Annotated in this window: 19 protein-coding genes; 17 read left to right on the forward strand and 2 right to left on the reverse strand. The window is 71.1% G+C overall.

The annotated features are described in order from the left end of the window. The first annotated feature begins 5 nt into the window (after nt 1-5). From ACQEVY_RS31335 to obgE, 6 genes are all read left to right on the forward strand, one after another. Nucleotides 6-1,364, forward strand: a complete 1,359-nt coding sequence (locus tag ACQEVY_RS31335) for a hypothetical protein (RefSeq protein ID WP_432952728.1) — start codon at nt 6-8, stop codon at nt 1,362-1,364. A 169-nt stretch (nt 1,365-1,533) separates the two neighbouring features. Then, nucleotides 1,534-2,322, forward strand: a complete 789-nt coding sequence (locus ACQEVY_RS31340) for a TIGR03936 family radical SAM-associated protein (protein WP_432952729.1) — start codon at nt 1,534-1,536, stop codon at nt 2,320-2,322. 259 nt (nt 2,323-2,581) lie between these two features. Next, nucleotides 2,582-7,021: an Rne/Rng family ribonuclease gene (locus ACQEVY_RS31345; RefSeq protein ID WP_432952730.1), complete on the forward strand. Its 4,440-nt coding sequence runs from the start codon at nt 2,582-2,584 to the stop codon at nt 7,019-7,021. 291 nt (nt 7,022-7,312) lie between these two features. Beyond that, a complete protein-coding gene (rplU, locus tag ACQEVY_RS31350; RefSeq protein WP_033328069.1) occupies nt 7,313-7,633 on the forward strand; it encodes a 50S ribosomal protein L21 in 321 nt (106 codons plus the stop codon). A 14-nt stretch (nt 7,634-7,647) separates the two neighbouring features. Next, nucleotides 7,648-7,902 (forward strand): 50S ribosomal protein L27, encoded by a 255-nt coding sequence (gene rpmA / locus ACQEVY_RS31355; protein WP_033328070.1) that lies wholly within the window; start codon nt 7,648-7,650, stop codon nt 7,900-7,902. A gap of 144 nt (nt 7,903-8,046) precedes the next feature. Further along, a complete protein-coding gene (gene obgE, locus ACQEVY_RS31360) occupies nt 8,047-9,483 on the forward strand; it encodes a GTPase ObgE (RefSeq protein WP_432952731.1) in 1,437 nt (478 codons plus the stop codon). A gap of 502 nt (nt 9,484-9,985) precedes the next feature. On the opposite strand, the gene ACQEVY_RS31365 is transcribed toward obgE, so the two are convergent. Beyond that, nucleotides 9,986-12,067: a hypothetical protein gene (locus ACQEVY_RS31365; protein WP_432952732.1), complete on the reverse strand. Its 2,082-nt coding sequence runs from the start codon at nt 12,065-12,067 to the stop codon at nt 9,986-9,988. A gap of 346 nt (nt 12,068-12,413) precedes the next feature. On the opposite strand from ACQEVY_RS31365, the gene proB reads away from it, so the two are divergent. The 5 genes from proB to ACQEVY_RS31390 all read left to right on the forward strand — a co-directional run bounded on the left by proB (nt 12,414) and on the right by ACQEVY_RS31390 (nt 17,307). Beyond that, nucleotides 12,414-13,520, forward strand: coding sequence for a glutamate 5-kinase (gene proB / locus ACQEVY_RS31370; protein ID WP_432955495.1), 1,107 nt, complete (start codon nt 12,414-12,416; stop codon nt 13,518-13,520). Between the two features lie 154 nt (nt 13,521-13,674). Beyond that, entirely contained in the window at nt 13,675-14,139 is a 465-nt protein-coding gene (locus ACQEVY_RS31375) for a hypothetical protein (protein ID WP_388671726.1), read from the forward strand. 85 nt (nt 14,140-14,224) lie between these two features. Further along, complete coding sequence (locus tag ACQEVY_RS31380) at nt 14,225-15,511, forward strand: glutamate-5-semialdehyde dehydrogenase (protein ID WP_432952733.1); 1,287 nt, start codon at nt 14,225-14,227, stop codon at nt 15,509-15,511. 86 nt (nt 15,512-15,597) lie between these two features. After that, the gene (locus ACQEVY_RS31385; RefSeq protein ID WP_432952734.1) at nt 15,598-16,185 is read left to right on the forward strand and encodes a hypothetical protein; all 588 of its coding nucleotides are present in this window, start codon (nt 15,598-15,600) and stop codon (nt 16,183-16,185) included. A gap of 54 nt (nt 16,186-16,239) precedes the next feature. Further along, nucleotides 16,240-17,307, forward strand: a complete 1,068-nt coding sequence (locus ACQEVY_RS31390) for a hypothetical protein (protein ID WP_432952735.1) — start codon at nt 16,240-16,242, stop codon at nt 17,305-17,307. A 25-nt stretch (nt 17,308-17,332) separates the two neighbouring features. On the opposite strand, the gene ACQEVY_RS31395 is transcribed toward ACQEVY_RS31390, so the two are convergent. Next, a complete protein-coding gene (locus tag ACQEVY_RS31395; protein WP_432952736.1) occupies nt 17,333-18,442 on the reverse strand; it encodes a M48 family metallopeptidase in 1,110 nt (369 codons plus the stop codon). A 102-nt stretch (nt 18,443-18,544) separates the two neighbouring features. Here ACQEVY_RS31395 and ACQEVY_RS31400 point away from each other — a divergent pair, with 102 nt between their 5' ends. From ACQEVY_RS31400 to ACQEVY_RS31425, 6 genes are all read left to right on the forward strand, one after another. After that, nucleotides 18,545-18,700, forward strand: a complete 156-nt coding sequence (locus ACQEVY_RS31400) for a hypothetical protein (protein WP_328771629.1) — start codon at nt 18,545-18,547, stop codon at nt 18,698-18,700. A 183-nt stretch (nt 18,701-18,883) separates the two neighbouring features. Further along, a complete protein-coding gene (locus ACQEVY_RS31405) occupies nt 18,884-19,048 on the forward strand; it encodes a hypothetical protein (protein ID WP_328771630.1) in 165 nt (54 codons plus the stop codon). A gap of 47 nt (nt 19,049-19,095) precedes the next feature. Then, nucleotides 19,096-19,758 (forward strand): nicotinate-nucleotide adenylyltransferase, encoded by a 663-nt coding sequence (nadD, locus tag ACQEVY_RS31410; RefSeq protein ID WP_432952737.1) that lies wholly within the window; start codon nt 19,096-19,098, stop codon nt 19,756-19,758. 25 nt (nt 19,759-19,783) lie between these two features. Continuing rightward, a complete protein-coding gene (locus tag ACQEVY_RS31415) occupies nt 19,784-21,544 on the forward strand; it encodes a LytR C-terminal domain-containing protein (RefSeq protein WP_432952738.1) in 1,761 nt (586 codons plus the stop codon). 122 nt (nt 21,545-21,666) lie between these two features. Then, nucleotides 21,667-22,110 (forward strand): ribosome silencing factor, encoded by a 444-nt coding sequence (gene rsfS / locus ACQEVY_RS31420; RefSeq protein WP_432952739.1) that lies wholly within the window; start codon nt 21,667-21,669, stop codon nt 22,108-22,110. Beyond that, nucleotides 22,107-22,799, forward strand: coding sequence for a histidine phosphatase family protein (locus tag ACQEVY_RS31425; protein WP_328771634.1), 693 nt, complete (start codon nt 22,107-22,109; stop codon nt 22,797-22,799). The genes rsfS and ACQEVY_RS31425 overlap by 4 nt, the downstream gene beginning before the upstream one ends. Nucleotides 22,800-22,914: the final 115 nt, after the last annotated feature.

Raw genomic sequence — 22,914 nt, forward strand, 5'->3', positions numbered from 1 at the left:
TCGGCATGGACCTGGAAAAGCCGTCGTCCGCGACGCCTGAGCCACAGCCGTACGAGTCGAAGTCGTACGAGACGAAGCCCGCGCCCCGGCAGCAGCAGGACGCGGCGCCTGAGGGGTGCCTCGCGGTCGCGATCCGGATACCCGTGCGGATCGTGGTGCTCGTGCTGGTTGTGCCGGTGCGGATGGTGTGGGACGCGCTGGTGGTCGGCGGGCGGTTCCTGCGGGACACGGTGTTCCGGCCGCTGGGGCGGGCGGTCATGTGGGTGCTTGTGCCGGTCGGGCGGGCGGTGGCCACCGTTGTCGAGTGGCTGGCCAAGCTGGTGTTCGTGTGGCCCTGGGTGGGGCTGTGGCGGTATGTGGTCGTGCCGGTCGGGCGGGGGCTGGGGTGGCTCGGGCGTGTGCTGTTCGTCGTGCCGGGCGTGTGGTTGTACGCGCGGGTGCTGACGCCGCTCGGGCACGGGATCGTGGCGGCGCTGCGGGGGATCGGGGCCGGGTGCGCCTGGTTGTGGCGGGTGCTGGTGGTCGTTCCGGCGGGCTGGCTGTACGCGCGGGTGCTCGCGCCGACTGGGCGGGGGATCGCCTGGGTGGTGCGGGGCATCGCGGCCGGGGTGGCGTGGGTGGCGCTGAGGGTGTGGTCGGGGATTGCCTGGGCCGGCCTGGGCGTGTGGGCCGGTGTGACGTGGGTGTGCAGCGGCGTCTGGGCGGGCGTGACATGGGTCTGCCGTGGGGTGTGGGCCGGTGTCGCTTGGGTCGGTCGCGGCGTGTGGATCGGTTTGGCGTGGGTCGGGGGCGGTCTGTGGGCCGGTCTGACATGGGTCGGGCGTGGGGTCTGGGCCGGGGTGACCTGGGTTGCGATGGTCGTCGGGGCCTTGCTGCGGTGGGTCTTCGTCGTGCCGGCCGTTGCCCTGTGGCGTTGGGTGTTCGTGCCGGTCGGGCGGGCGATCGCCGTCGTCGCGCGCGAGATCGGTACCGCGATCGGGCACGCGTGGCGGGTCGCCGGGTATGTGTCGCTCGCCGTCGGGCGGTTCCTGGGGCGGCTCTTCCGGTGGATCTTCGTGGAGCCGGTGCGGTGGGTGTACAAGAGCGTGCTCACGCCCGTCGGACATGCCGTACGGGACTCGATCTGGCGGCCCGTCGCCGAGGCCGCGCGCAGCGTGGGGCGGGGCACCCGGCAGGCCTTGGCCAGTGCTCGCGAGACCGCGCGGCAGACCCGGGCCGACATCCGGCGGATGCTGTTCGGGGCGCGGCCGGAACCCGAGCCGGTGTCCTTGTCCAAGGGACTCCGGGAACCCACGGTGGTTCCTGCGCGTACTCTGGAGGGTAGGTCCGGACGCGACGACCTGTCCCCGCAGGCGCGGGGATGATCCGGACCGGGCGACGCCGCAAGGCGTCATCTGCCGACGTCCCCCGCCCACGCGGGGGCGACGAGGTCCACCGCACGTCCACGAGGCGGCGCACGTATGTACCGCTTCACAGCGAGGAGAAGAACCACTGGGCAAGCGACAGCCCGAAGGCCCGCCGCCCGCACCCGCGGTGCAGCGCGTTCGACTGCGCTACACCAAGCGCGGCCGCCTCCGGTTCACCAGCCACCGTGACTTCCAGCGCGCCTTCGAGCGTGCGCTGCGCCGCGCCGAGGTGCCGATGGCGTACTCGGCGGGCTTCACTCCGCACCCGAAGGTGTCGTACGCCAATGCCGCACCCACCGGCACGGGCAGCGAGGCCGAGTACCTGGAGATCGCGCTCACCGAAGCGCGCGATCCCGAGCAGCTGCGTGCGCTGCTCGACGAGTCGCTGCCCGCCGGGCTCGACATCGTCGACGCGGTCGAGGCCCGGACTTCCGGGCTAGCCGACCGGCTCACGGCCTCCGTCTGGGAGCTGCGCCTCGACGGCGTGGCACCCGCGGACGCCGAGCGCGCGGTCGACGCCTTCAAGAAGGCCGAGACCGTCGAGGTCCAGCGCAAGATGAAGAACGGCATGCGCACCTTCGACGCCCGCGCCGCGGTCGCGAGCCTGGAGGCGCACAGTGTCCGTCCCGGGACGGACAGTCCACAGCCTGATAGGCCGACCGGCCAGCCCTGTGCGATACTGCGGCTGGTTGTTCGGCACGTGACGCCTGCCGTACGACCCGACGACGTCCTGTCCGGTCTCCGAGCTGTGGCCGACCTGGCGCCGCCGGTCCCCGCAGCGGTGACCAGGCTGGCGCAGGGGCTTTTCGATGAAGAGACCGGCACGGTGACCGACCCGCTCGCGCCCGACCGCGAGGCAGTGGCAGCCGCCCCACACATGGCCGCAGCCACCGCCGCCGCGAAGGCGCCGGCGTAAGGAAGGTCCCGCGTAGGACGGATGTCGTAGCGCCGCCCTCGTACTCGGGAGCCACCTGGGTCGGGCAGCGCACCGACCACAAGACTTTCGCCAGGCCGTACGCAACACGGCATACGGAACCGGCGAGACAGAACACAGAGAGCTCCCGAGCGGCGCCCGCGCCCCGGACGGCGGCACCGCGCATCGCGCGAGCCGCGGACGTCACCGGCACAGCCGGACCAGGTGCGGCGCCCGGGAGCCTGACGGGAGATCCACCCGCATGCTCGAGCCGAACGAACCCGCTGAGGGTCCCGAGAACAGCACCCCCAGCGACACCTTGCCGCCGCGCCGGCGCCGCCGCGCCGCGTCCCGCCCCGCGGGCCCGCCCGCGGAGACGACCGAGTCCTCGGCTGTGGCCGAGACCACGGCACCGGCCATACCGCCGGTGAGCTCCGCCGATCTCGTGGCGACCGCTGAGACGGATGCTGCCGAAGAGACGGCGGCCGCGCCGGAGACCGCTGGGGCGCCGGAGGTGGTTGCCGCCGACGAGACGGCAGCCGCGGCCACCGCCGACGCACCGGGTGCGGAGGAGTCCGCGCCCGCCGAGACCACTGCTCCCGCTGCTGCCTCTCCGGCAGCGGAGGAGCCTGCCGGGCGTACGCGCCGCCGTGCGACGCGTCGCGTCTCCGCTCCTGCTGGTGCGCCCGAGGGCGCCGAGGTGTCGGAGGCCGTGGTGACCGCGTCCGCCTCCGGGGCTGGTGCCGGTCTCGCGGCGCCCGAGACGGGCGCCGAGGCCCCGGCTGTCGCGGAGCCCGCTGCCGAGACGGCTGCTTCCGCTGCTGCCGACGCTGAGCCTGATGCCGCGCCTGCCGGGCGTACGCGCCGACGCGCCACGCGTCGTGTTACCGCACCGGCGGCTGCGCCTGAGCCTGCCGAGGCCCCGGCCTCGACTCCGGCTGTTGCAGAGCCCGCGGCCGAGGTAGCGGCGGCACCTGCCGAGACCGCCGCGTCCGAGGCCGCCGAGGCGGAGCCTGCGGTCGACGAGGCCGCGCCTGCCGGGCGTACGCGTCGTCGCGCCACGCGTCGTGTCACCGCACCGGCCGCTGCGCCTGAGCCTGCCGAGGCCCCGGCCTCGACCTCGGCTGCTGCGGAGCCCGCCGCCGACGTAGCGGCCTCCGCCGAGATCGCCCCCGAAGCCACCGGAACCACCGACGCGGAGCCTGCCCTCGACGAGGCCGCGCCCGCCGGGCGCACGCGCCGCCGTGCGTCGCGTCGTGCCTCCGCTCCCGCCGGTGCGCCCGAGCCCGCAAACAGCGCAGCTCTCACCGCTGCGCCCGGCGCCGACGAGGCTGCTGACACCGCGGCCCTCACCCCCGCGTCCGCCACCGAAACCACCCAGACCACCCCCGAGCCCGCCGCCGTAGTCGAGCCGGAGCTGACCACCGAGACCGAGGACAGTGCCCCGCGCCGTGGGCGCCGTCGCGCGACACGGCGCGCTGTCGCGCCCGCCGGGGTGCCCGAGGGTGCCGAGGTGGAGTCCGCCGCTGAGGCCGCTGTCCAAGACGAGCGCAGGGAGGCCTCTGTGGCCGCTGCCGAGACCGACCAGACCACCCCCGAGCCGGAGGGCGACACCCCGCGTCGTACGCGGCGTCGTTCCGCCCGTAAGACCGCCGCTGCCGGTTTCGCCGAGCCCGCGCCCAAGGCCGCCGAGGACGGCGAGGCCGCGCAGCCGCCCGCGCGGCCCGCGGTCGCCGTCTTCCAGGCGCCCGTGTTCACCGAGCCGATGTTCCAGACGCCGGAGCGCGCGGCGGCCGCCGCCGCTGCTGAGGCCGAGGAGGACGAGGACGAGGACGTCGTCGAGACGGCGGCGGCCCCGGAGCCCGTCGAGGAGGAGACCGGTCCGCGTCGGCGCCGTCGCCGCAGGGGCGCGGCCGAGGAGCCCGCGGAGGCCCCCGAGGCCCCCGAGGCCGAGGAGTCCGCTGACGACGAGGGCGACGAGACCGAGGAGACCGGCTCGCGTCGTCGGCGCCGTCGCGGTGGCCGCAGGCGTCGCCGGGGCGAGAACGCCGAGGCGGAGGGCGAGACCTCGGAGAGCGAGGAGACCGCCGCCGAGCAGGCTTCCCAGGACGACGAGGACACCGCTGAGCAGGCCGAAGAGGACGCTCAGGAGCAGCGCGAGGAGCGCGAGGAGTCCGGCGGTTCCAGCAGCAGCCGTCGCCGCCGTCGCCGTAGGCGTCGGGCCGGTGACGCGCCCGTGGAGGCCGAGCCGAGTGACGGCGACCCGGAGCGTACGGTCGTCAAGGTCCGCGAGGCCCGCCCGAAGGCCGAGCCGTCCGACGAGGTGCAGTCCATCAAGGGCTCGACCCGGCTGGAGGCCAAGAAGCAGCGCCGTCGTGAAGGCCGCGAGCAGGGCCGCCGCCGGGTGCCGATCATCACCGAGGCCGAGTTCCTGGCCCGCCGCGAGGCTGTCGAGCGCGTGATGGTGGTCCGGCAGAACGGCGACCGTACGCAGATCGGCGTACTCGAGGACAACGTGCTCGTCGAGCATTACGTCAACAAGGAGCAGTCGACCTCGTACGTCGGCAATGTCTACCTCGGCAAGGTCCAGAACGTACTGCCGTCGATGGAGGCCGCCTTCATCGACATCGGCAAGGGACGCAACGCCGTCCTGTACGCCGGCGAGGTCAACTTCGAGGCGCTGGGCATGGCCAACGGCCCGCGCCGTATCGAGACCGCCCTCAAGTCCGGCCAGTCGGTCCTCGTGCAGGTCACGAAGGACCCGATGGGGCACAAGGGCGCGCGCCTGACCAGCCAGGTCTCGCTGCCGGGCCGCTACCTGGTCTACGTCCCCGAGGGGTCGATGACCGGTATCAGCCGCAAGCTGCCCGACACCGAGCGGGCCCGCCTGAAGACCATCCTCAAGAAGATCGTCCCCGAGGACGCGGGCGTCATCGTGCGCACCGCCGCCGAGGGCGCGAGCGAGGACGAGCTGCGCCGTGACGTCGAGCGGCTGCAGGCGCAATGGGAGGACATCCAGAAGAAGGCGAAGGGTGGTGGCAACGCCCCGACGCTGCTGTACGGCGAGCCGGACATGACCGTCCGCGTCGTACGCGACATCTTCAACGAGGACTTCACCAAGGTCATCGTCAGCGGCGGCGAGGCCTGGGAGACCATCCACGGATACGTGTCCCATGTCGCCCCCGACCTGGCCGAGCGTCTGCAGAAGTGGACGAGCGAGGTCGACGTCTTCGCGTCGTACCGGATCGACGAGCAGCTCGCCAAGGCGCTGGACCGCAAGGTCTGGCTGCCGAGCGGCGGTTCGCTGGTGATCGACAAGACCGAAGCGATGATCGTGATCGACGTCAACACCGGCAAGTTCACCGGTCAGGGCGGCAACCTCGAAGAGACCGTGACCAGGAACAACCTGGAGGCGGCCGAGGAGATCGTGCGCCAGCTGCGGCTGCGCGACCTGGGCGGCATCGTCGTCATCGACTTCATCGACATGGTTCTGGAGTCCAACCGGGATCTGGTGCTGCGGCGCCTCCTCGAGTGCCTGGGACGCGACCGTACGAAGCACCAGGTCGCCGAGGTGACCTCGCTGGGTCTCGTCCAGATGACGCGGAAGCGCGTGGGCCAGGGTCTGCTCGAGTCGTTCTCCGAGACTTGCGTCCACTGCAACGGCCGTGGCGTCATCGTGCACATGGAGCAGCCGACTGCCGTCGGAGGCGGCGGCAAGCGCAAGAAGCGTGCGCGGGCCGGTGCCGAGCCGCTGCCCGAGCAGCTCCCCGCTCCGGCCATAGAGGCTGTCGAGACCGCCGAGGAGGAGGCCGAGACCGAGGCGGAGATCGCCGCCGAGGTCGCCGAGCCGGTCGCGCTGGCCGAGCCCGCCTTCGTACCGGACGAGGACCTGTACAGCAGCGCGGCCGAGGCGGAGGCCGCGGCCACCCGCGGCGGCCGTTCCCGGCGGCGGGCCAGCCGGCGCGCGTCGGCTCCGGCGGGCGCCCCGCGCCCCGAGTCCCGTAGGCCCGAGCGCAGGGCCCAGCCCGAGGTGCCGACGGCGCAGACCGTGACCGCCGAGGACGAGGCCGAGCGTCCTGTCCAGCCGGAGTCTGCCGCCGTCGCGCACGCGGAGCCGATGGCCGCCGAGGACCCGGTCGTCGAGGCCTCGACTGCCGAGGAGGCCGCGCCCAAGGGGCGTACGCGTCGAAGGGCGACCCGCAAGGTCTCCGCGCCGGCCGGTTCGCCGAAGGCGGCCGAGGAGGTCGTGGTGACGGTCACCGAGCCGGTCGCCGCACCCGCCGCCGAGCCCGAGCCGGTCGCCGAGCCGCAGCCCGAGCCCGCCGCCGAGAGCGCGGCTCCGGCCCGCCCGCGGCGCCGTGCGGTCCGGATGGCGACCGCGCCCACCGCGTCGGAGGAGACGGCCGTCGTGGTCGTCCCGTCGGCCCCGGCGGACGAGCCTGCGGAGGCCCCGGTCGCGGAAGCCGAGGACGCCGACGAGGCACCGGCCAAGAAGGCGGCCCGTAAGACGGCCAAGAAGGCGACCGCGAAGAAGGCCGCCACGAAGAAGACGGCGGTCAAGAAGACGGCCGCCAAGAAGGCCACGGCCAAGAAGGCGACCGCGAAGAAGGCGACCACCAAGAAGGCCGCGACGAAGAAGACCGCGGCGGCGGAGCAGACGCCGTCGTCGTCCACCGTCACGGCCGCCACCGACGAGGACTGAGAACCGTCTAGATCGTCGCCCGACGCCCTCTGACCGGCAGAGAACCCGCCGGTCAGAGGGCGTCGGCGTACCCGAAGCCGGTCAACCGACCGACTGCCCCATGGGCTGCCCGGGACCCGGTTTGACCCCGCTGGTCAGGGCCCCGTAACCTTGACCCTCGGCGTGTCCACAGACCCGCCGCATTCCCGTAAACCTCTTTCCTCCCGGTGGCTCGCGCCCCGGGAGAGGCCGTCTGCTTTCTGTCGGCGGCTGGACTGCGGGGATTCCGAATCGAGCGAGAGAGAGATCCGCGTGTACGCCATCGTGCGCAGCGGTGGTCGCCAGCACAAGGTTGCTGTCGGCGACATCGTTGAGGTTGACAAGATTTCCACTGCCCAGGTCGGCGACACGGTCGAGCTCTCGACTCTGCTCGTTGTCGACGGTGACGCCGTCACCAGCGACCCGTGGGTGCTCGCCGGCATCAAGGTCCAGGCCGAGATCGTGGACCACCACAAGGGCGCGAAGATCGACATCCTTCGCTACAAGAACAAGACCGGCTACCGCCGTCGTCAGGGCCACCGCCAGCAGTACACGGCGATCAAGGTCACTGAGATCCCCGCGGCTGCGAAGTAAGGGACTGAGGAGAGATGGCACACAAGAAGGGCGCATCGTCCACCCGGAACGGTCGCGACTCCAACGCTCAGCGGCTCGGCGTGAAGCGCTTCGGCGGTCAGGTCGTCAACGCCGGTGAGATCCTGGTCCGCCAGCGCGGCACCCACTTCCACCCCGGCAGCGGCGTCGGCCGCGGCAAGGACGACACGCTGTTCGCCCTTGACGCCGGTGCGGTCGAGTTCGGTACGCGCCGTGGCCGCAAGGTCGTGAACATCGTTCCGGTCGCCTGACCGGATCTTTCGCGAGGCGGACCTCACTTCCCGTACGGGAAGCGGGTCCGCCTTTCGCGTGTTTCACCTGAGCAGAGATTTCTCAGCGGAGATTTCTGCGCCGCACAACGCAGAGTTTTCCGTACGTAACTGGAGGCACATCCCATGACCACCTTCGTGGACCGCGTCGAGCTGCATGTCGCCGCGGGTAGCGGAGGCCACGGCTGTGCCTCCGTCCATCGCGAGAAGTTCAAGCCGCTGGGCGGCCCGGACGGCGGCAACGGCGGCCGTGGCGGTGACGTGATCCTGGTCGTCGACCAGTCCGTCACCACGCTCCTCGACTACCACCACTCCCCGCACCGCAAGGCCACCAACGGCAAGCCCGGTGAGGGCGGCAACCGTTCCGGCAAGGACGGCCAGGACCTGATCCTGCCGGTGCCGAACGGCACGGTCGTACTGGACAAGGCGGGCAACGTGCTCGCGGACCTGGTCGGGCACGGCACGGCGTACGTGGCCGCGCAGGGCGGGCGCGGCGGTCTCGGGAACGCGGCGCTGGCCTCGGCCCGGCGCAAGGCGCCCGGGTTCGCGCTGCTTGGTGTGCCCGGTGACATGCAGGACATCGTCCTGGAGCTGAAGACGGTCGCTGACGTGGCGCTCGTCGGCTACCCCAGTGCGGGCAAGTCCTCCCTGATCTCCGCCCTGTCCGCCGCCAAGCCGAAGATCGCGGACTATCCGTTCACGACGCTCGTCCCCAACCTGGGGGTGGTGACGGCGGGCGCCACGGTCTACACGATCGCGGACGTGCCCGGCCTGATTCCCGGGGCGAGCCAGGGCAAGGGGCTGGGGCTTGAGTTCCTGCGCCATGTCGAGCGGTGCTCGGTCCTGGTCCACGTACTCGACACGGCCACGCTCGAATCGGACCGTGACCCCGTCTCCGACCTTGACCTGATCGAGGAGGAGCTGAAGCAGTACGGCGGCCTCGACGATCGTCCGCGCATCGTCCTCCTCAACAAGATCGACGTCCCCGACGGCAAGGATCTCGCCGAGATGGTCCGCCCTGATCTCGAGGCGCGGGGCTACCGGGTCTTCGAGGCGTCGGCGGTCGCCCACATCGGCCTCAAGGAGCTGTCGTACGCCCTTGCCGATCTGGTGGCGAAGGCCCGTGCGGCCAAGCCGCAGGAGGAGGCGACTCGGATCGTCATCCGGCCGAAGGCCGTGGACGACGCGGGCTTCACGGTTGTGCGCGAGGAGGACGGCCTCTTCCGCGTACGGGGCGAGAAGCCCGAACGCTGGGTTCGCCAGACCGACTTCAGCAACGACGAGGCCGTTGGTTACCTCGCCGATCGCCTCAACCGGCTTGGTGTCGAGGACGAGTTGATGAAGGCGGGGGCCCGTACGGGGGATGGCGTTGCCATCGGGCCCGAGGAGAACGCCGTCGTCTTCGACTGGGAGCCCACGGTCATGGCCGGCGCGGAGATGCTCGGCCGCCGGGGCGAGGACCATCGCTTCGAGGCGCCCCGCCCTGCGGTGACGCGTCGCCGCGAGAAGCAGGCCGAGCGGGACGAGGCGGAGCGCGAGTACGACGACTTCGAGCCGTTCTAGGCTTTCCTTTCCTCAGCCCCGCCCCTTCCCGAAACTGGGGGCTCCGCCCCCAGACCCCGCTGCCTCCAAGGGGGTGAGTGGGGCGCCTACGGCGGGTGGGTGGGGTGCCTACTGGGGTGGTGGGTGACAGTCGTGTCGCGGGTGCGGGTGTGTTGTGGCTTGTCGCGCAGTTCCCCGCGCCCCTGATGGGGCGCTCCCGGAACCGTCAGCCACAAAGCTCACCAGTCGCCATGCTCGCCCGCCCCGACGAAACTGGCAGCTTTCCGCCGGTGGGAGGGGACGTGGGCCGGTGCGTCCTATGCCCGTCGCTTAGCTTCGGTCTGGGCACACCAGAACCCTGTACCAGCACGGGGCCGTATGCCCCGTTGGCGACGGGCTGACGCACCGGACCGCGGCCCCGCACCCACCAACCACCCAAGGGGCGCGGGGAACTGCGCGACCAGCCACAACGAACCGTCAGTCGACAACGAACCCAACCGCCCAACCGCCGGAGGCAACCCGCTCAACCGCCGGAGGCAACCGTCTCCTCCGCCTCATGCGGATCCTGCGCCGTCTCCTCGGCCGCCTCCTCCCGCGGCGACGGAAGCTCCGACGACAGCCGCGTCTCCATGCGGACGCGGCGCTCGTCAGCCGCCGCGCACAGCGCGGCGATCGCGGCGTTGAAGCGGGCCAAGGACGGCGGGTCCGACGGCCCCAGCAGGTGCACCTTCAGCTCGGCGCGGGCCGCCGTGAAGAGGTCCTTCTCCGGGTGGCGTACCGATTCCAGCAGCGCCGGGACGCCGTCCGCCGCGGGCGTCAGGATGACGCCCGCGGACACCGTGGGGAAACCGGCGCGGAAGTCCGCCTCGGGCATCCCGGACGTGTTGGCCACCGCGTACGGCTTCTCGCTCGAGAGCCAGTCGGAGACAACCGACGACACATCACTGATCAACAGGTCCGCCTGATTGAAGCAGGCGAAGATCGCGGGCCGCGCGTCCGTGATGATCTGGTGCTCCCACTCCGGGAAGGAGGCCCAGTACGCCTTCTCCCAGGCCAGCGTGGCCTCGGCGATCGCCGCCTCACGGTCGCCGCGTGGCGTCCCCTGGAGCAGCATGCGCTCCATCTCGTCCGCACCGGGACGGAAGGAGGTTTTCGTCAGCTGGTCCAACTCGGCCGTACGGCGCACCAGTTCGGCCGCCGCCTCCGCATCCGGCCGGGGCCCCGACCGCTTGGTGTTGGCCTCGCGGATCATCGCCATGATGCGCTCATTGGCCGCGCCCGCACGCGGATCGACGGAACCCGTCAGCGGATGCGGCTTGTAGAGGAGCCGTACGCCCTCGTCCGCGAGCAGATGCCGCACGATGTTCTCGCCGGCCAGCACCACCGAGGTGTTGCCGGGGTTCCCGTCCCAGCCCTCCCACGTGGGCGCGTACAGCACGGTCGTGTACGGACCGGTCGGCGGGCCCGCGTACGGCCGGATCGGCGCGAGCTGCGGGCGGCCCACCTCCACGATGTCCTTGTCCTCGACGCCGACCTCCGCCAGCGCGTACCGCTCGCGGGCCGCGGGACCGGCCACCCACACCTCGTCGTACGCCTTCGCGTACGGGTTGCAGGAGGACAGCTTGTCGCTCTCGCCGTGGTTGATGAACGCGTGCTTGATGGTGGGGATGCGCAGCACCTGCGAGGTCTTCGCGGCGTTGGCGGGGTGCAGCATCATCTTCAGCGTCGAGTTCTCCAGCGAGAACATCGTCGACACCTTCGGGAAGCAGATGATCGGCACGTCCGTCGCGTCGATCTTCTGCACCATGAACCGCTCGCGCAGCACGATCAGCGGCCTGGCGTCGATCGAGGAGAGCGTCGAGAGCCACATGTTCGCCTGGTACGCGGAGGTCGCGCCGCCGGAGAAGTACATGCCGACCGTCGGCTGGTAGTCGGCCAGCCACTTGTCCAGCCAGTTCATGACCTGCTGCTCGCTCTTGGCGCGCTTCTTGGGGAGCAGCCAGGTGGCGAGGTACGCCGTGCCGCCGCCGATCAGCGCGAGGGAGGCGACGACACCGATGGCGCCCCAGTACCCGTCCGTGGTGGCCGCCGTGAGCAGGAGGCCGGCCGTCGTCGGAATGGAGAAGGTGAGCAGCCGGTGGCCCTGACGGCGGGCCAGGATGCGCGGCGGCGCGGCGGTCAGGTGCAGGGCGGACGCGTCGATGTTGCGGGTGACGATCGGCAGCGTACGGGTGCGGCGGACCAGGACCGCGGCGGCCTGGCAGGCGAAGTGCAGGGCGTAGAAGGCGCATACGGCGACCAGGAGCGGTGCCTGCTCGCTGCCCGCGTCGATGCCGTCGATCCGCAGGAGACCCACCAGGACCAGCATGTCGCGCAGCAACTGACGGACCGTCGCATCGAAGCGGACCTTGCCCAGCAGCGCGAGCAGCCCGGGGTCGCGGTACTGCAGATAGACGTCGAGGGCGAGGCCCGCCGCGCTCACGGCGATGAACACCGGGACGTTCGGCAGCAGCGCGGAGACGATCTGGGCCGTGAAGAGCGCGAACATCGACAGCAGCGCGGCAAGCTGCGTGACGCGGCGGGGGGAGAGGCCTGCGGAAGGCACGGGCTGGGCTCCTGCGGAGGGTACGGCGGATGAGGGCAAGCAACGGGTTCGGTCGGCCGAACACTACGAGGCCGATCCCTGACCGTATGACTTGGGCGGCCCGCCAAGCAATCTTCCCAAGGAGCTATCGCTGGATATCGGATGAAACCGCGGTGAACTTCTGGGGCGTACGTCACGCACGCGGCGTCGGCCGCTGGGCACCGGCCCCACGTCCGCCCCTCGGAACGCGGCGGCGCCCCCTGCCCGTAATCGCGTAGATTGCACGGACGGGGCTGGTCAGAACATTGGGGAAAGCGTGTCAGCGGCAAGGCAGGCGACGGCAGGACAGGCACACACCAGACACGGCATCGCGGACGCCCGCAGGATCGTCGTCAAGGTGGGTTCCTCGTCCCTGACCACCGCGTCGGGAGGCCTCGACGCGGACCGCGTGGACGCCCTGGTCGACGTACTCGCGAAAGGCCGCAGCGGGGGCGAGAAGGAGATCGTCCTCGTCTCCTCCGGTGCCATCGCCGCCGGCCTCGCCCCGCTGGGCCTGCGCCGCCGCCCCAAGGACCTGGCCCGCCAGCAGGCCGCCGCCAGCGTCGGGCAGGGGCTGCTCGTCGCCCGCTACACCGCCTCTTTCGCGCGCTACGGCGTCCGCGTCGGCCAAGTCCTGCTCACCAGCGACGACATGAGCCGCCGCGCCCACCACCGCAACGCCCAGCGCACCTTCGACAAGCTCCTCGCCATGGGTGCCCTGCCGATCGTCAACGAGAACGACACGGTCGCCACGGACGAGATCCGCTTCGGCGACAACGACCGGCTCGCCGCCCTGGTCGCCCATCTCGTACGCGCCGACCTGCTGGTCCTCCTCTCCGATGTGGACGGCGTCTACGACGGCGACCCCACCAGGCCGGGTACGACGCGGATCGCGGAGGTACGCGCTCCGGCGGACCTCGCGCACGTCGAGATCGGCAGCGCGGGCCGGGCCGGCGTCGGCACCGGCGGCATGGTCACCAAGATCGAGGCGGCCAGGATCGCGGCGGCGGCCGGCATCCCGGTCGTCCTCACCGCCGCCGTGCACGCCGCCGACGCCCTCGCGGGCCGGGACACCGGTACGCACTTCCACGCCACAGGGCGCCGCTCCGCTGACCGTCTCCTCTGGCTCCAGCACGCGTCCACCCCGCAGGGCGCGCTCACGCTCGACGACGGGGCCGTGCGCGCGGTCGTCGAGGGCCGCAAGTCGCTGCTGCCCGCGGGTATCGCGGCAGTCGAGGGCGAGTTCACGGCGGGCGATCCCGTCGAGTTGCGCGACAGCACGGGACGGGCGGTGGCGCGCGGGCTCGTCAACTTCGACGCCAAGGAGATACCGCAGCTGCTCGGCCGCTCCACCCGCGAGCTGGCCCGCGAGCTGGGTCCCGCGTACGAACGGGAGGTCGTACACAGGGACGATCTGGTGCTGCTGCACGCGTAAACGGCCGAAAGGGACAGCCCCCGCAGGGCTACGTTCGGTAAAACCGCCCCACGAAGCCGTCCCGCCTGCTCAACTTTGATTCAAGGAGCCCTCGAGATTCCGCGCTGCAGTAATCCATAACCCATTGCGAACCCACTGCGTAAAGGAGGCCGTCGTGAGACGAGTACGCCCCGGGGCGGCGTCCCGCGGTGGTGGCACCTCCCGCGCGGCCGGTGAGGAGCGGACCCTCACCAGCGTCGCGGCCGGAGACACGTACCAGGGTGAGGAACCGAAGGACCTGCCGCGGCTGTGGCACGTCACGCTGAGCGTCTCGGGCGACGAGGCCCCGCTCAACGACGTCCGGCGCTCGCTCGAGCAGCTCGCCCACGACCACCCCTTTCTGCTGACCAGCCGGTACGCCGGCGACCACGCGGAGATCCGCTACTGGGAAGAGGCCCGCGACCTGCACGACGCCGCGGCCGTCGCGCTGCGCCTGTGGGGCGAGCACCGCCAGACCGCGAAACTCCCGCCCTGGGAGATCGTCGGCCTCGAGGTCATCGACCGCGAGACCTACCACCAGCGCATCGCCGAGGGCTACGGCCCACAACCGGCGACTCCCGTAGGGGTCCACCCGTTCTAGGGGAGTGCCGGGGGGCGTTTTCGGCCCTGTCTCGGGTTCTGGAACAAACGCTGGACGCCCATGCGGCGAGCATTACGCTTCCCTCATGACCACGCTCTCGCCGTACGACTCGATGTCCCCGGTCACTCAGGCCGCTTACCGCGCCAAGGCCGCCGCCGCCGACCTCGCTCCGCTGCCGCGGGCCGAGAAGGACGACGCGCTGCTCGCGATCGCGGACGCCCTGGAGGTCCGTACGAGCGAAATCGTCGAGGCCAACGCCAAGGACGTCGAGCGTGCCCGTGAGGCCGGCACCAGCGAGTCCATCATCGACCGGCTCACGCTCACGCCCGAGCGGATCCGCGCCATCGCCTCAGATGTACGCGACGTGGTGGCGCTGCCCGACCCGGTCGGCGAGGTCGTCCGCGGCTCCACGCTCCCGAACGGCATCGACCTGCGCCAGGTCCGCGTCCCGCTCGGCGTCGTCGGGATCATCTACGAGGCCCGCCCGAACGTCACGGTCGACGCCGCCGCGCTCTGCCTGAAGTCCGGCAACGCGGTCCTGCTGCGCGGCTCGTCCTCCGCGTTCGAGTCCAACACCGCCCTCGTCCGCGTGCTGCGCGACGCCGTCGGCGGCTCGGGGCTGCCCGCCGACGCCGTCCAGCTCGTACCGGGCGAAAGCCGCGAATCCGTACGGGAGTTGATGCGCGCCCGCGGCCTCGTCGACGTGCTCATCCCGCGCGGCGGCGCCTCCCTGATCCGTACCGTCGTGCAGGAATCCACCGTCCCGGTCATCGAGACCGGCACCGGAAACTGCCATGTGTACGTGGACGCCAACGCCGACCTCGACATGGCGATCGAGATCCTGATCAACTCCAAGGCCCAGCGGCCGAGCGTGTGCAACGCCGCCGAGACGCTCCTCGTGCACCAGGACATCGCCGCCGAGTTCCTGCCGCGCGCCCTGGACGCCCTCGCCGAGGCCGGGGTCACCGTGCACGCCGACGAGCGGGTGCTGGCGTACGCCAAGGGCTCCAAGGCCACCGTCGTCGAGGCCACGACCGACGACTGGGACACCGAATACCTGTCGTACGACATCGCCGCCGCCGTCGTCGACTCGCTCGACAAGGCCGTGGCGCACATCCGGCTGTGGAGTTCCGGCCACACCGAGGCCATCGTCACCAGCTCCCAGCCGGCCGCCCGCCGCTTCACCCAGCTGGTCGATTCCACGACGGTCGCCGTGAACGCGTCCACGCGCTTCACGGACGGCGGCCAGTTCGGCTTCGGCGCCGAGATCGGCATCTCCACCCAGAAGCTGCACGCGCGGGGCCCGATGGGCCTGCCGGAGCTGACGAGCACGAAGTACATCGTCACGGGCGACGGGCACATCCGGCGCTGAGCAGGCCCCCGAAGAAGCTGTCTCGCCAGGTGGATGAATCTCCATACCGTCTGCCCAAATTGAACCCCCAGGTCTAGTCTGGGTCTGTGCCGGAGGACGTGGGGGGCACGCCGTTTCCTGACGGCTGGGAGCCCGACGACGACCGCGACCGCGGAGGCTCGGACGAAGAGTTCGCCTCCGTGGTCTTCGACGAGGCCTTTGTGCGGGCGGCCAGGGTCCATGAGCCGACCGCCGTCGAACGCCTCCTCGCCGCCGCGCAGGCCCGCGCGGAGGCTTCCGAGGCCGAGGCGCGTCGCGGCCGCACCCGGGGCCCACGCGGTGACGACGAGCGGTACGACGACTTCGGACCCGACGGCCGCCATGATTTCGGCCACGATCCGGACCTGGACGATCTCGACGACCGTGACTACTACGACGGTCGCTACGGTCACTCCGGGTCGTACGGAAAACAGACCCGCTGGCACCGTCCCGTCGCCTGGATCCTCGCCGTCGTGATGGGCGTCGGCATGGTCGCGCTCGCCTTCACGGCGGTCTACCGCGGCGGCTCCTCGGGCCGCCAGCCCCAGGTACCGCCGCCCGCCTCCACAGGCGTCGAACAGGGCACCGGAACGCGCCCTTCGGCCTCCGCCGACTACTCCCAGCCACCCGTCCCCGCGGAACCGCGTACGCCGTGAACTTGTCGCGTACGGCGGCGTTTACGTGAGGTTCCAGAGACCTACTCTGAATGTATGGGCGGGCTAGGAGACCCACCGGAGGGACCACCCGACGGGGCTTCCGGTGGCGGTGAGGAAGAGTACCGATCCGTCGTCTTCGACGAGTCGTTCGTCCGAGCTGCCCGTCTCCAGGAGTTCTCCGCGCAGGAGCGGATCGCCGATCATGCCCCGGCCGTGCGCCGCCGCCCGCCGATGCGCCGTGGTCTGTCCCGGCAGGCGCTGATCCTGGTTCTGCTGATCGCCGTCGCTTTCGGCACGGCGATCTATATGGGTGTACGGCACCCGTATCAGGCGCCCGCCGCGAAGCCGCCCGAGCCGCTGCGGATGACGGTCATCCCCCTCGCGCCACAGGGCGCGGTGCCCGGTACCGCGGACACCGGGTTGCTGTACGCGCGCAGCCCGGCCGATCAGTTCCGTATCGGCGCCGACGGGATCACGATGCCCGCCACCCGGCGCACCGCCCACTTCTCGGACAGCCAGGTCGTCACCGCGCTCACCACGGCGAAGGACTACCTCGTGGAGTCGGCGCTCGACCCGGACGTGCTCACCGGCGGCGCCACCAGGCCTGTACGGATTCTGCTCGATCCGCAGCAGCTCGACCAGTTCGACCGGAGCTTCGACCATCCGACCGCGGACGGGCGGCACGCGCCCACCGGTTGGCTGGTCCGCTTCGACCCTTCCCACGCTCAGCTGGCCGACCCGCAGATCCGGGTGCAGGGCACGCTGCAGGCGGCCGAGACCGACGCCGACACCCTTGAGGTGACGGCCGACCACACCTTCGTCTACGCGCTGCGGCCGACGGGCTCGGAGGACGGTGCGAAAGCCTCGCTGTTCACCGTGCGGCGCGAGCTGCATTTCCGGTTCGACCGCGATGATCTGCGGATGCGCCAGGCGGAGCTGGTGGGCTCGTACGTCCAGGCCGGGCCGCTCGCCTGCGCCGAGGACGCGACCAGCCATCTGCGCCCGCTGCTCGCGGGGCAGACGGCCAAGGCGGGCGGACCGGCCGGCACCGACCCGTTCGCGACGGGCGGTGCCACGGCGCTGTGCGGGTCGCTGTCGGCCAGCGCACAGCCCAGGGTGTAGTCGTCGGCCTTCTTCGTGCTGCTGTTCAGCTGGCGCTGCCGTTGGGGCTCTCGTCGTCGGGGCGGTCGTCCTGCGGCCGTTCCTTGGTTGAGGAGCTTGCGCTCGAGCCGCTCGCGAAGCCCCCGAAACCGCGCCGGACCCGGCCGCCGAGGTCGCCAGCCCCGCCCGCGATGTCCGTGACCAGCTTCATCAGCGGGTCCTTGGAGCTGCGTACGTGGGTGGCGTAGGCGGAGGCCGACTCGCGGAAGGAGTCCGTGACCTTGGTGTCGCCGTCCTCGTCGCGGCGCGGGTAGTGACCGTCCATGATCCGCTGGTAGTCGCGGGACTCGGCCCACTTCTTCAGCTCGGCGGCGCGCACCGTGGTGAAGGGGTGGGAGCGGGGCAGGACGTTCAGGATCTTGAGTACGGAGTCGCGGAGGTCGCCCCCGGCTTCGTACTCCTCGGCCTGGGCGAGGAACGCGTCCACGTTCATCTCGTGCAGGTGGTTGCCGCCCGCGATCTTCATCAGGCCGCGCATCGAGGCCTTCAGGTCCTGGCCGACCAGCAGCCCGGCACGGTCCGCGGACAGCTCGGACTTGCGGAACCACTCGCGCAGGGCGGTCACGATCGCCATGATCGCGATGTTGCCCAGCGGGATCCAGGCCACGCGGAGCGCGAGGCTGGTGAGAAACAGCAGGATCGTGCGGTAGACGGAGTGGCCGGACAGGGCATGGCCGACCTCGTGGCCGACGACCGCCCGCATCTCCTCCTCGTCGAGCAGCTCGACGAGGCCGGTGGTGACGACGATGATCGGCTCGTCCAGGCCGATGCACATCGCGTTCGGCTGCGGGTCCTGGTTGACGTACATCGGCGGGACCTTCTCCAGGTCCAGGATGTAACAGGCGTCCCGCAGCATGTCGTTCAGGTGCGCGAACTGGGCGTCCGAGACCCGTACGGAATCGGACAGGAACAGCAGCCTCAGGCTGCGCTCCGGAAGCAGTCCGCTGAGCGCCTTGAACACCGTGTCGAAGCCGCTGAGCTTGCGCAGGGCGACCAGGGCCGAGCGGTCCGCGGGGTGCTCGTACGCCCGGGAGGAGATCCCCTCGAAGCGCCTGCGCTGCCTGCTCGGTACGTTCTCGTGGCTTTCTTCTGGCATGTGGTCCCCCATGCGTCTGGTTGCCTCCTGTGCCCCCGAGGCGGGGTACAGCCTAGGCGGATATACCGTGGGACGTGCAGTACAGCGAAGGAGTCGCACGTCATGGAGCACCACCCCCAAGCCTGGCTCGCCGAAGCAGCGAGCGCCGCCGAGCAGCAGGGACCGGGAATTCTGCTCCGTGTCGTGTTGATAGTGATGGTCGTCGGCTGCGTTTTGGTTGCCTGGTTCCTGCTGCGTGGCTACAAGCGGGACGACTGAGCCCCGCCCGAAGTTCCCGGCGGCGCCTGAAAGCGGCATTCCCGGCAGTGGCCGAGCGGCGCGATGCACACGGCGGAGAGCGGGCGTGACGGAGTCGGCGTGATCCGCGCGACGGCGCCCGCTTACGATGGCCCTACGTCTGTACGTCTGTATCCCGCCCTCACCGGATAGGTCCTGCCGAAGATGAGCTTCCACAGCACCGCTGCCCAGTTGGCCACCCTCGCCTCCGAGGGCGGAGAGCACAGTGGCAACCACGAGAGCCTCAACCCCTATCTGACCGGCGGCGGCGCGCTCTTCGTCCTCCTTCTGCTGCTGTGGATCACCACCCGCTTCAACCGGGACCGCTGACGTCCGCCGGGCGGGGCTCAGGGACCGGGCCGGTAGGGTCTGCACGCATGGGAGAGCAGGACATGCCAAGCGGTCCGTCGGCGGGCCGGGAGAACAGCCCGGCCCCCGGCCCGTCGAACCCGGGCAAGCGCCGCCTCGGCGTCATGGGCGGAACGTTCGACCCGATCCACCACGGCCACCTCGTCGCGGCCAGTGAGGTCGCCGCGCAGTTCCACCTCGACGAGGTGGTGTTCGTGCCGACCGGGCAGCCGTGGCAGAAGACCGACCGCAAGGTCTCCCCGGCCGAGGACCGCTATCTGATGACGGTCATCGCGACCGCCGAGAACCCGCAGTTCTCGGTGAGCCGTATCGACATCGACCGCGGCGGCCCGACCTACACCACGGACACGCTGCGCGATCTGCGGGCGCTCAATCCCGACACGGACCTCTTCTTCATCACCGGCGCCGACGCGCTCTCCCAGATCCTCACCTGGCGCGATGCCGAAGAGCTGTTCTCCCTCGCGCACTTCATCGGGGTCACCCGGCCCGGCCACGCGCTGACCGACCCGGGGCTCCCGGAGGGCGGTGTCTCGCTCGTCGAGGTCCCCGCGCTCGCCATCTCGTCCACGGACTGCCGAGCTCGGGTCGCCAAGGGTGACCCGGTCTGGTATCTGGTGCCGGACGGTGTGGTGCGTTACATCGACAAGCGTGAGCTGTACCGCGGCGAGTGAGGCGAGTGAACCGAGAGGGGCGCCGGTGAGCGACCGATACGACGCTGGGTACGGGGGCGACCAGAGTTACCAAGGTGATCAGAGTTACGAGCTGGTCGGCTACGACGAGTTCGGGCAGCCGGTGTACCGGCAGGTGCCACCGCCTTCCCAGACGCCGTACGGGTACGACGCCTACGGCGCGCAGCAACAGGGGCAGCAGGGTTACGGGTACGACCCGTACGGGCACGGTCAGCAGCAGACGCCGTCGTACGACACCGGCAACGGCCATCAGCAGCCGGGAGCCTCGTACGGGACATACGGCGCGCAGGACTCGTACGACCCCTACGGCACGACTGCTCAGGGGACCGCTCCGGCAGCCCCAAACTCGTACGACCCCTACGGGCAGCCCGCGGCCGGCGGTCAGCAGCCCCGCGTCGCCGAGCAGACCGCCTACATCCCCCAGCAGGCCGGGCCCGCCGAGCGGACGGAGGCCGAGGAGCCGGCGGACGGGCAGCGGGAGGAGCGCGACTACCGCACCGAGCAGTTCACCTTCGTCGAGGAGCCGACCGACGACTCCGAAGACGTCATCGACTGGCTGAAGTTCACCGAGAACCGCACCGAGCGGCGCGAGGAGGCCCGCCGCCGGGCCCGTGGCCGCGTCGTCGCCCTGGTCGTGGTGTTCGCCCTGGTCGCGGTCGGCGGTGTCGGCTACCTCTGGTACGCGGGGAAGCTGCCCGGCACGTCGTCGGACGCGAAGACCGGCACCGCGACGGCCGCGGGCGCCCAGAACCGCGATGTGATCGTCGTCCACCTGCACAACACCAAGGGCGGCGGCACCGCGACAGCGCTGCTCGTCAACAACACCACCACCAAGCAGGGCACCACCGTCCTGGTCCCCAACTCCCTTGCCGTGGCGGACGACAACGGCACCACGACCACGCTCGCCAAGTCCGTGGACGACGACGGCACCTCCGGGACGCGGGACGCGATCGACACCGTGCTCGGCACGAAGATCGAGGGCACCTGGCGCCTCGACACCCCCTACCTCAGCAACCTCGTCGACCTCGTCGGCAACATCGACATCGACACCAACGCGAACGTGCCGGACCCGGATTCCAAGCGGAAGGGCGAGGCACCCCTCGTCAACAAGGGCGAGGACCAGACGCTCAGCGGCAAGATGGCCGTCGCGTACGCCACCTACCGTGGCTCCGGGGAGGCGCAGAACGCGCAGCTGGAGCGGTTCGGGCAGGTCATGCAGGGCGTGCTGCGCAAGGTGTCGTCGGATCCGCAGGCCGCGACGACCACCGTGCAGACGCTCGCGCAGATCATCGAGCCCCCCTTGACCGACAAGGACCTGGGCACCTTCCTCGCCAAGCTCGCGGACCACGCCAAGGGCGGCGACTACAAGTCCGTGCTGCTGCCGGTCCAGTCGGACGGCAGGCTGAGCACGAAGGCGAGCGACAGCGTGGTCAAGGACGTGCTCGGCGGGGCCGCGAAGAGCCCGGAGCAGGGCGCGGCCGTCCAGGTGGGCATCAGGAACGCCACCGGCAAGAAGGACGCCACCGAGCAGGCCCGCGTCGTCCTGCTCAACGGCGGCTACGCCTTCGTGGACGCAGGCAGGACCGATACGGCACAGACGGCGTCCCAGATCACGTACGCCGACGCCGCGAAGAAGGCGGACGCGGTGGAGGTCGCCAAGACGCTGGGCCTGCCGACCAGTTCCGTGAAGAAGGCCAAGGGCGCCTCGAACGCGGATGTGTCGGTGGTACTCGGACAGGACTACGAGGTGGGCGGCTCGGCGGGCTGAGGAAGGCGGGCGCCTCGGCCGCCAACCCATGGGCGGGCTAATCGTGGGGCGGTGTCGGCGGTCCGTGAGACCCTTGGGGTAACCCCTTGGGGACAACTGACCGCCGACGGAAAGCCTTGGTAGTGACCGCCACTGACCGCTCTCTCGAGCTCATCACCACCGCCGCGCAGGCGGCCGCCGACAAGCTCGCGCACGACATCATCGCGTACGACGTCAGCGACGTGCTGTCGATCACGGACGCCTTCCTGCTGGCCTCCGCTCCCAACGACCGCCAGGTCAAGTCGATCGTCGACGAGATCGAGGAGCGGCTGAACAAGGAACTCGACGCCAAGCCGGTCCGCCGCGAAGGCGACCGCGAGGCCCGCTGGGTGCTGCTCGACTACGTCGACATCGTGGTGCACGTCCAGCACAGCGAGGAGCGCGTCTTCTACGCCCTGGAGCGGCTCTGGAAGGACTGCCCGGAACTCGAGCTGCCCGCCGACGCCAAGGCCACCCGCGGCAAGGCCGCCGAGCACGCCAAGCTCCAGGAAGCCGAGGACGCCGGACTGGGCGGTGAGCTGCGTTGAGCGCGGGAACGGGGGCGGCGGACGGCAGGCCGCTGTCCGAGTCCGGCAAGGCCGGCCGGGGCCGCCGCGTCATCCTGTGGCGCCACGGACAGACCTCGTGGAACGTGGAGCGCCGCTTCCAGGGCACGACCGACGTCGAGCTCACCGAGGCCGGCCTCGAGCAGGCGCGCCGCGCCGCCCGGCTGCTCGCCTCGCTCAAGCCGGACGCGATCGTCGCCTCGGACCTGAAGCGCGCCGCCGACACGGCGGCCGAGCTGGCCGCCCTCACCACCCTCGACGTCACCCACGACGAGGGCCTGCGCGAGACGTACGCGGGCGTCTGGCAGGGCCTGACGCACGAGGAGATAATCGCGCGCTACGGCGACGAGTACGCGGCGTGGAAGCGCGGTCAGCCGGTCCGCCGTGGCGGTGGCGAACTGGAGACCGAGGTCGCCGACCGCGCCGCCCCCGTAGTGCTCCGGCACGCCGAGAAGCTCCCCGACGAGGGCACGCTCGTGGTGGTCAGCCACGGCGGCACCATCCGCACCACCATCGGCCGCCTCCTCGGCCTCGACTCCCACCACTGGGAAAGCCTCGGCGGCCTCTCCAACTGCTGCTGGTCCGTCCTCGGCGAGGGCGCCCGCGGCTGGCGCCTGCTGGAACACAACGCGGGCACGCTGCCGGAGCCGGTCCTGGGAGACGACGACTGACCCCGTCAGACAGTGACCGACGCGGAGGCCCGCGGCGGTGGGCCTCGGCTCCAGGGGCCCGTAGGCCCGTGCCCGCGGACGCGTGGACCCGGATTTCACTTTCCGGCAGGCCACA

Origin of the sequence: Streptomyces sp. CA-288835, assembly GCF_050936385.1 — a bacterium.
Lineage (GTDB): Bacteria > Actinomycetota > Actinomycetes > Streptomycetales > Streptomycetaceae > Streptomyces.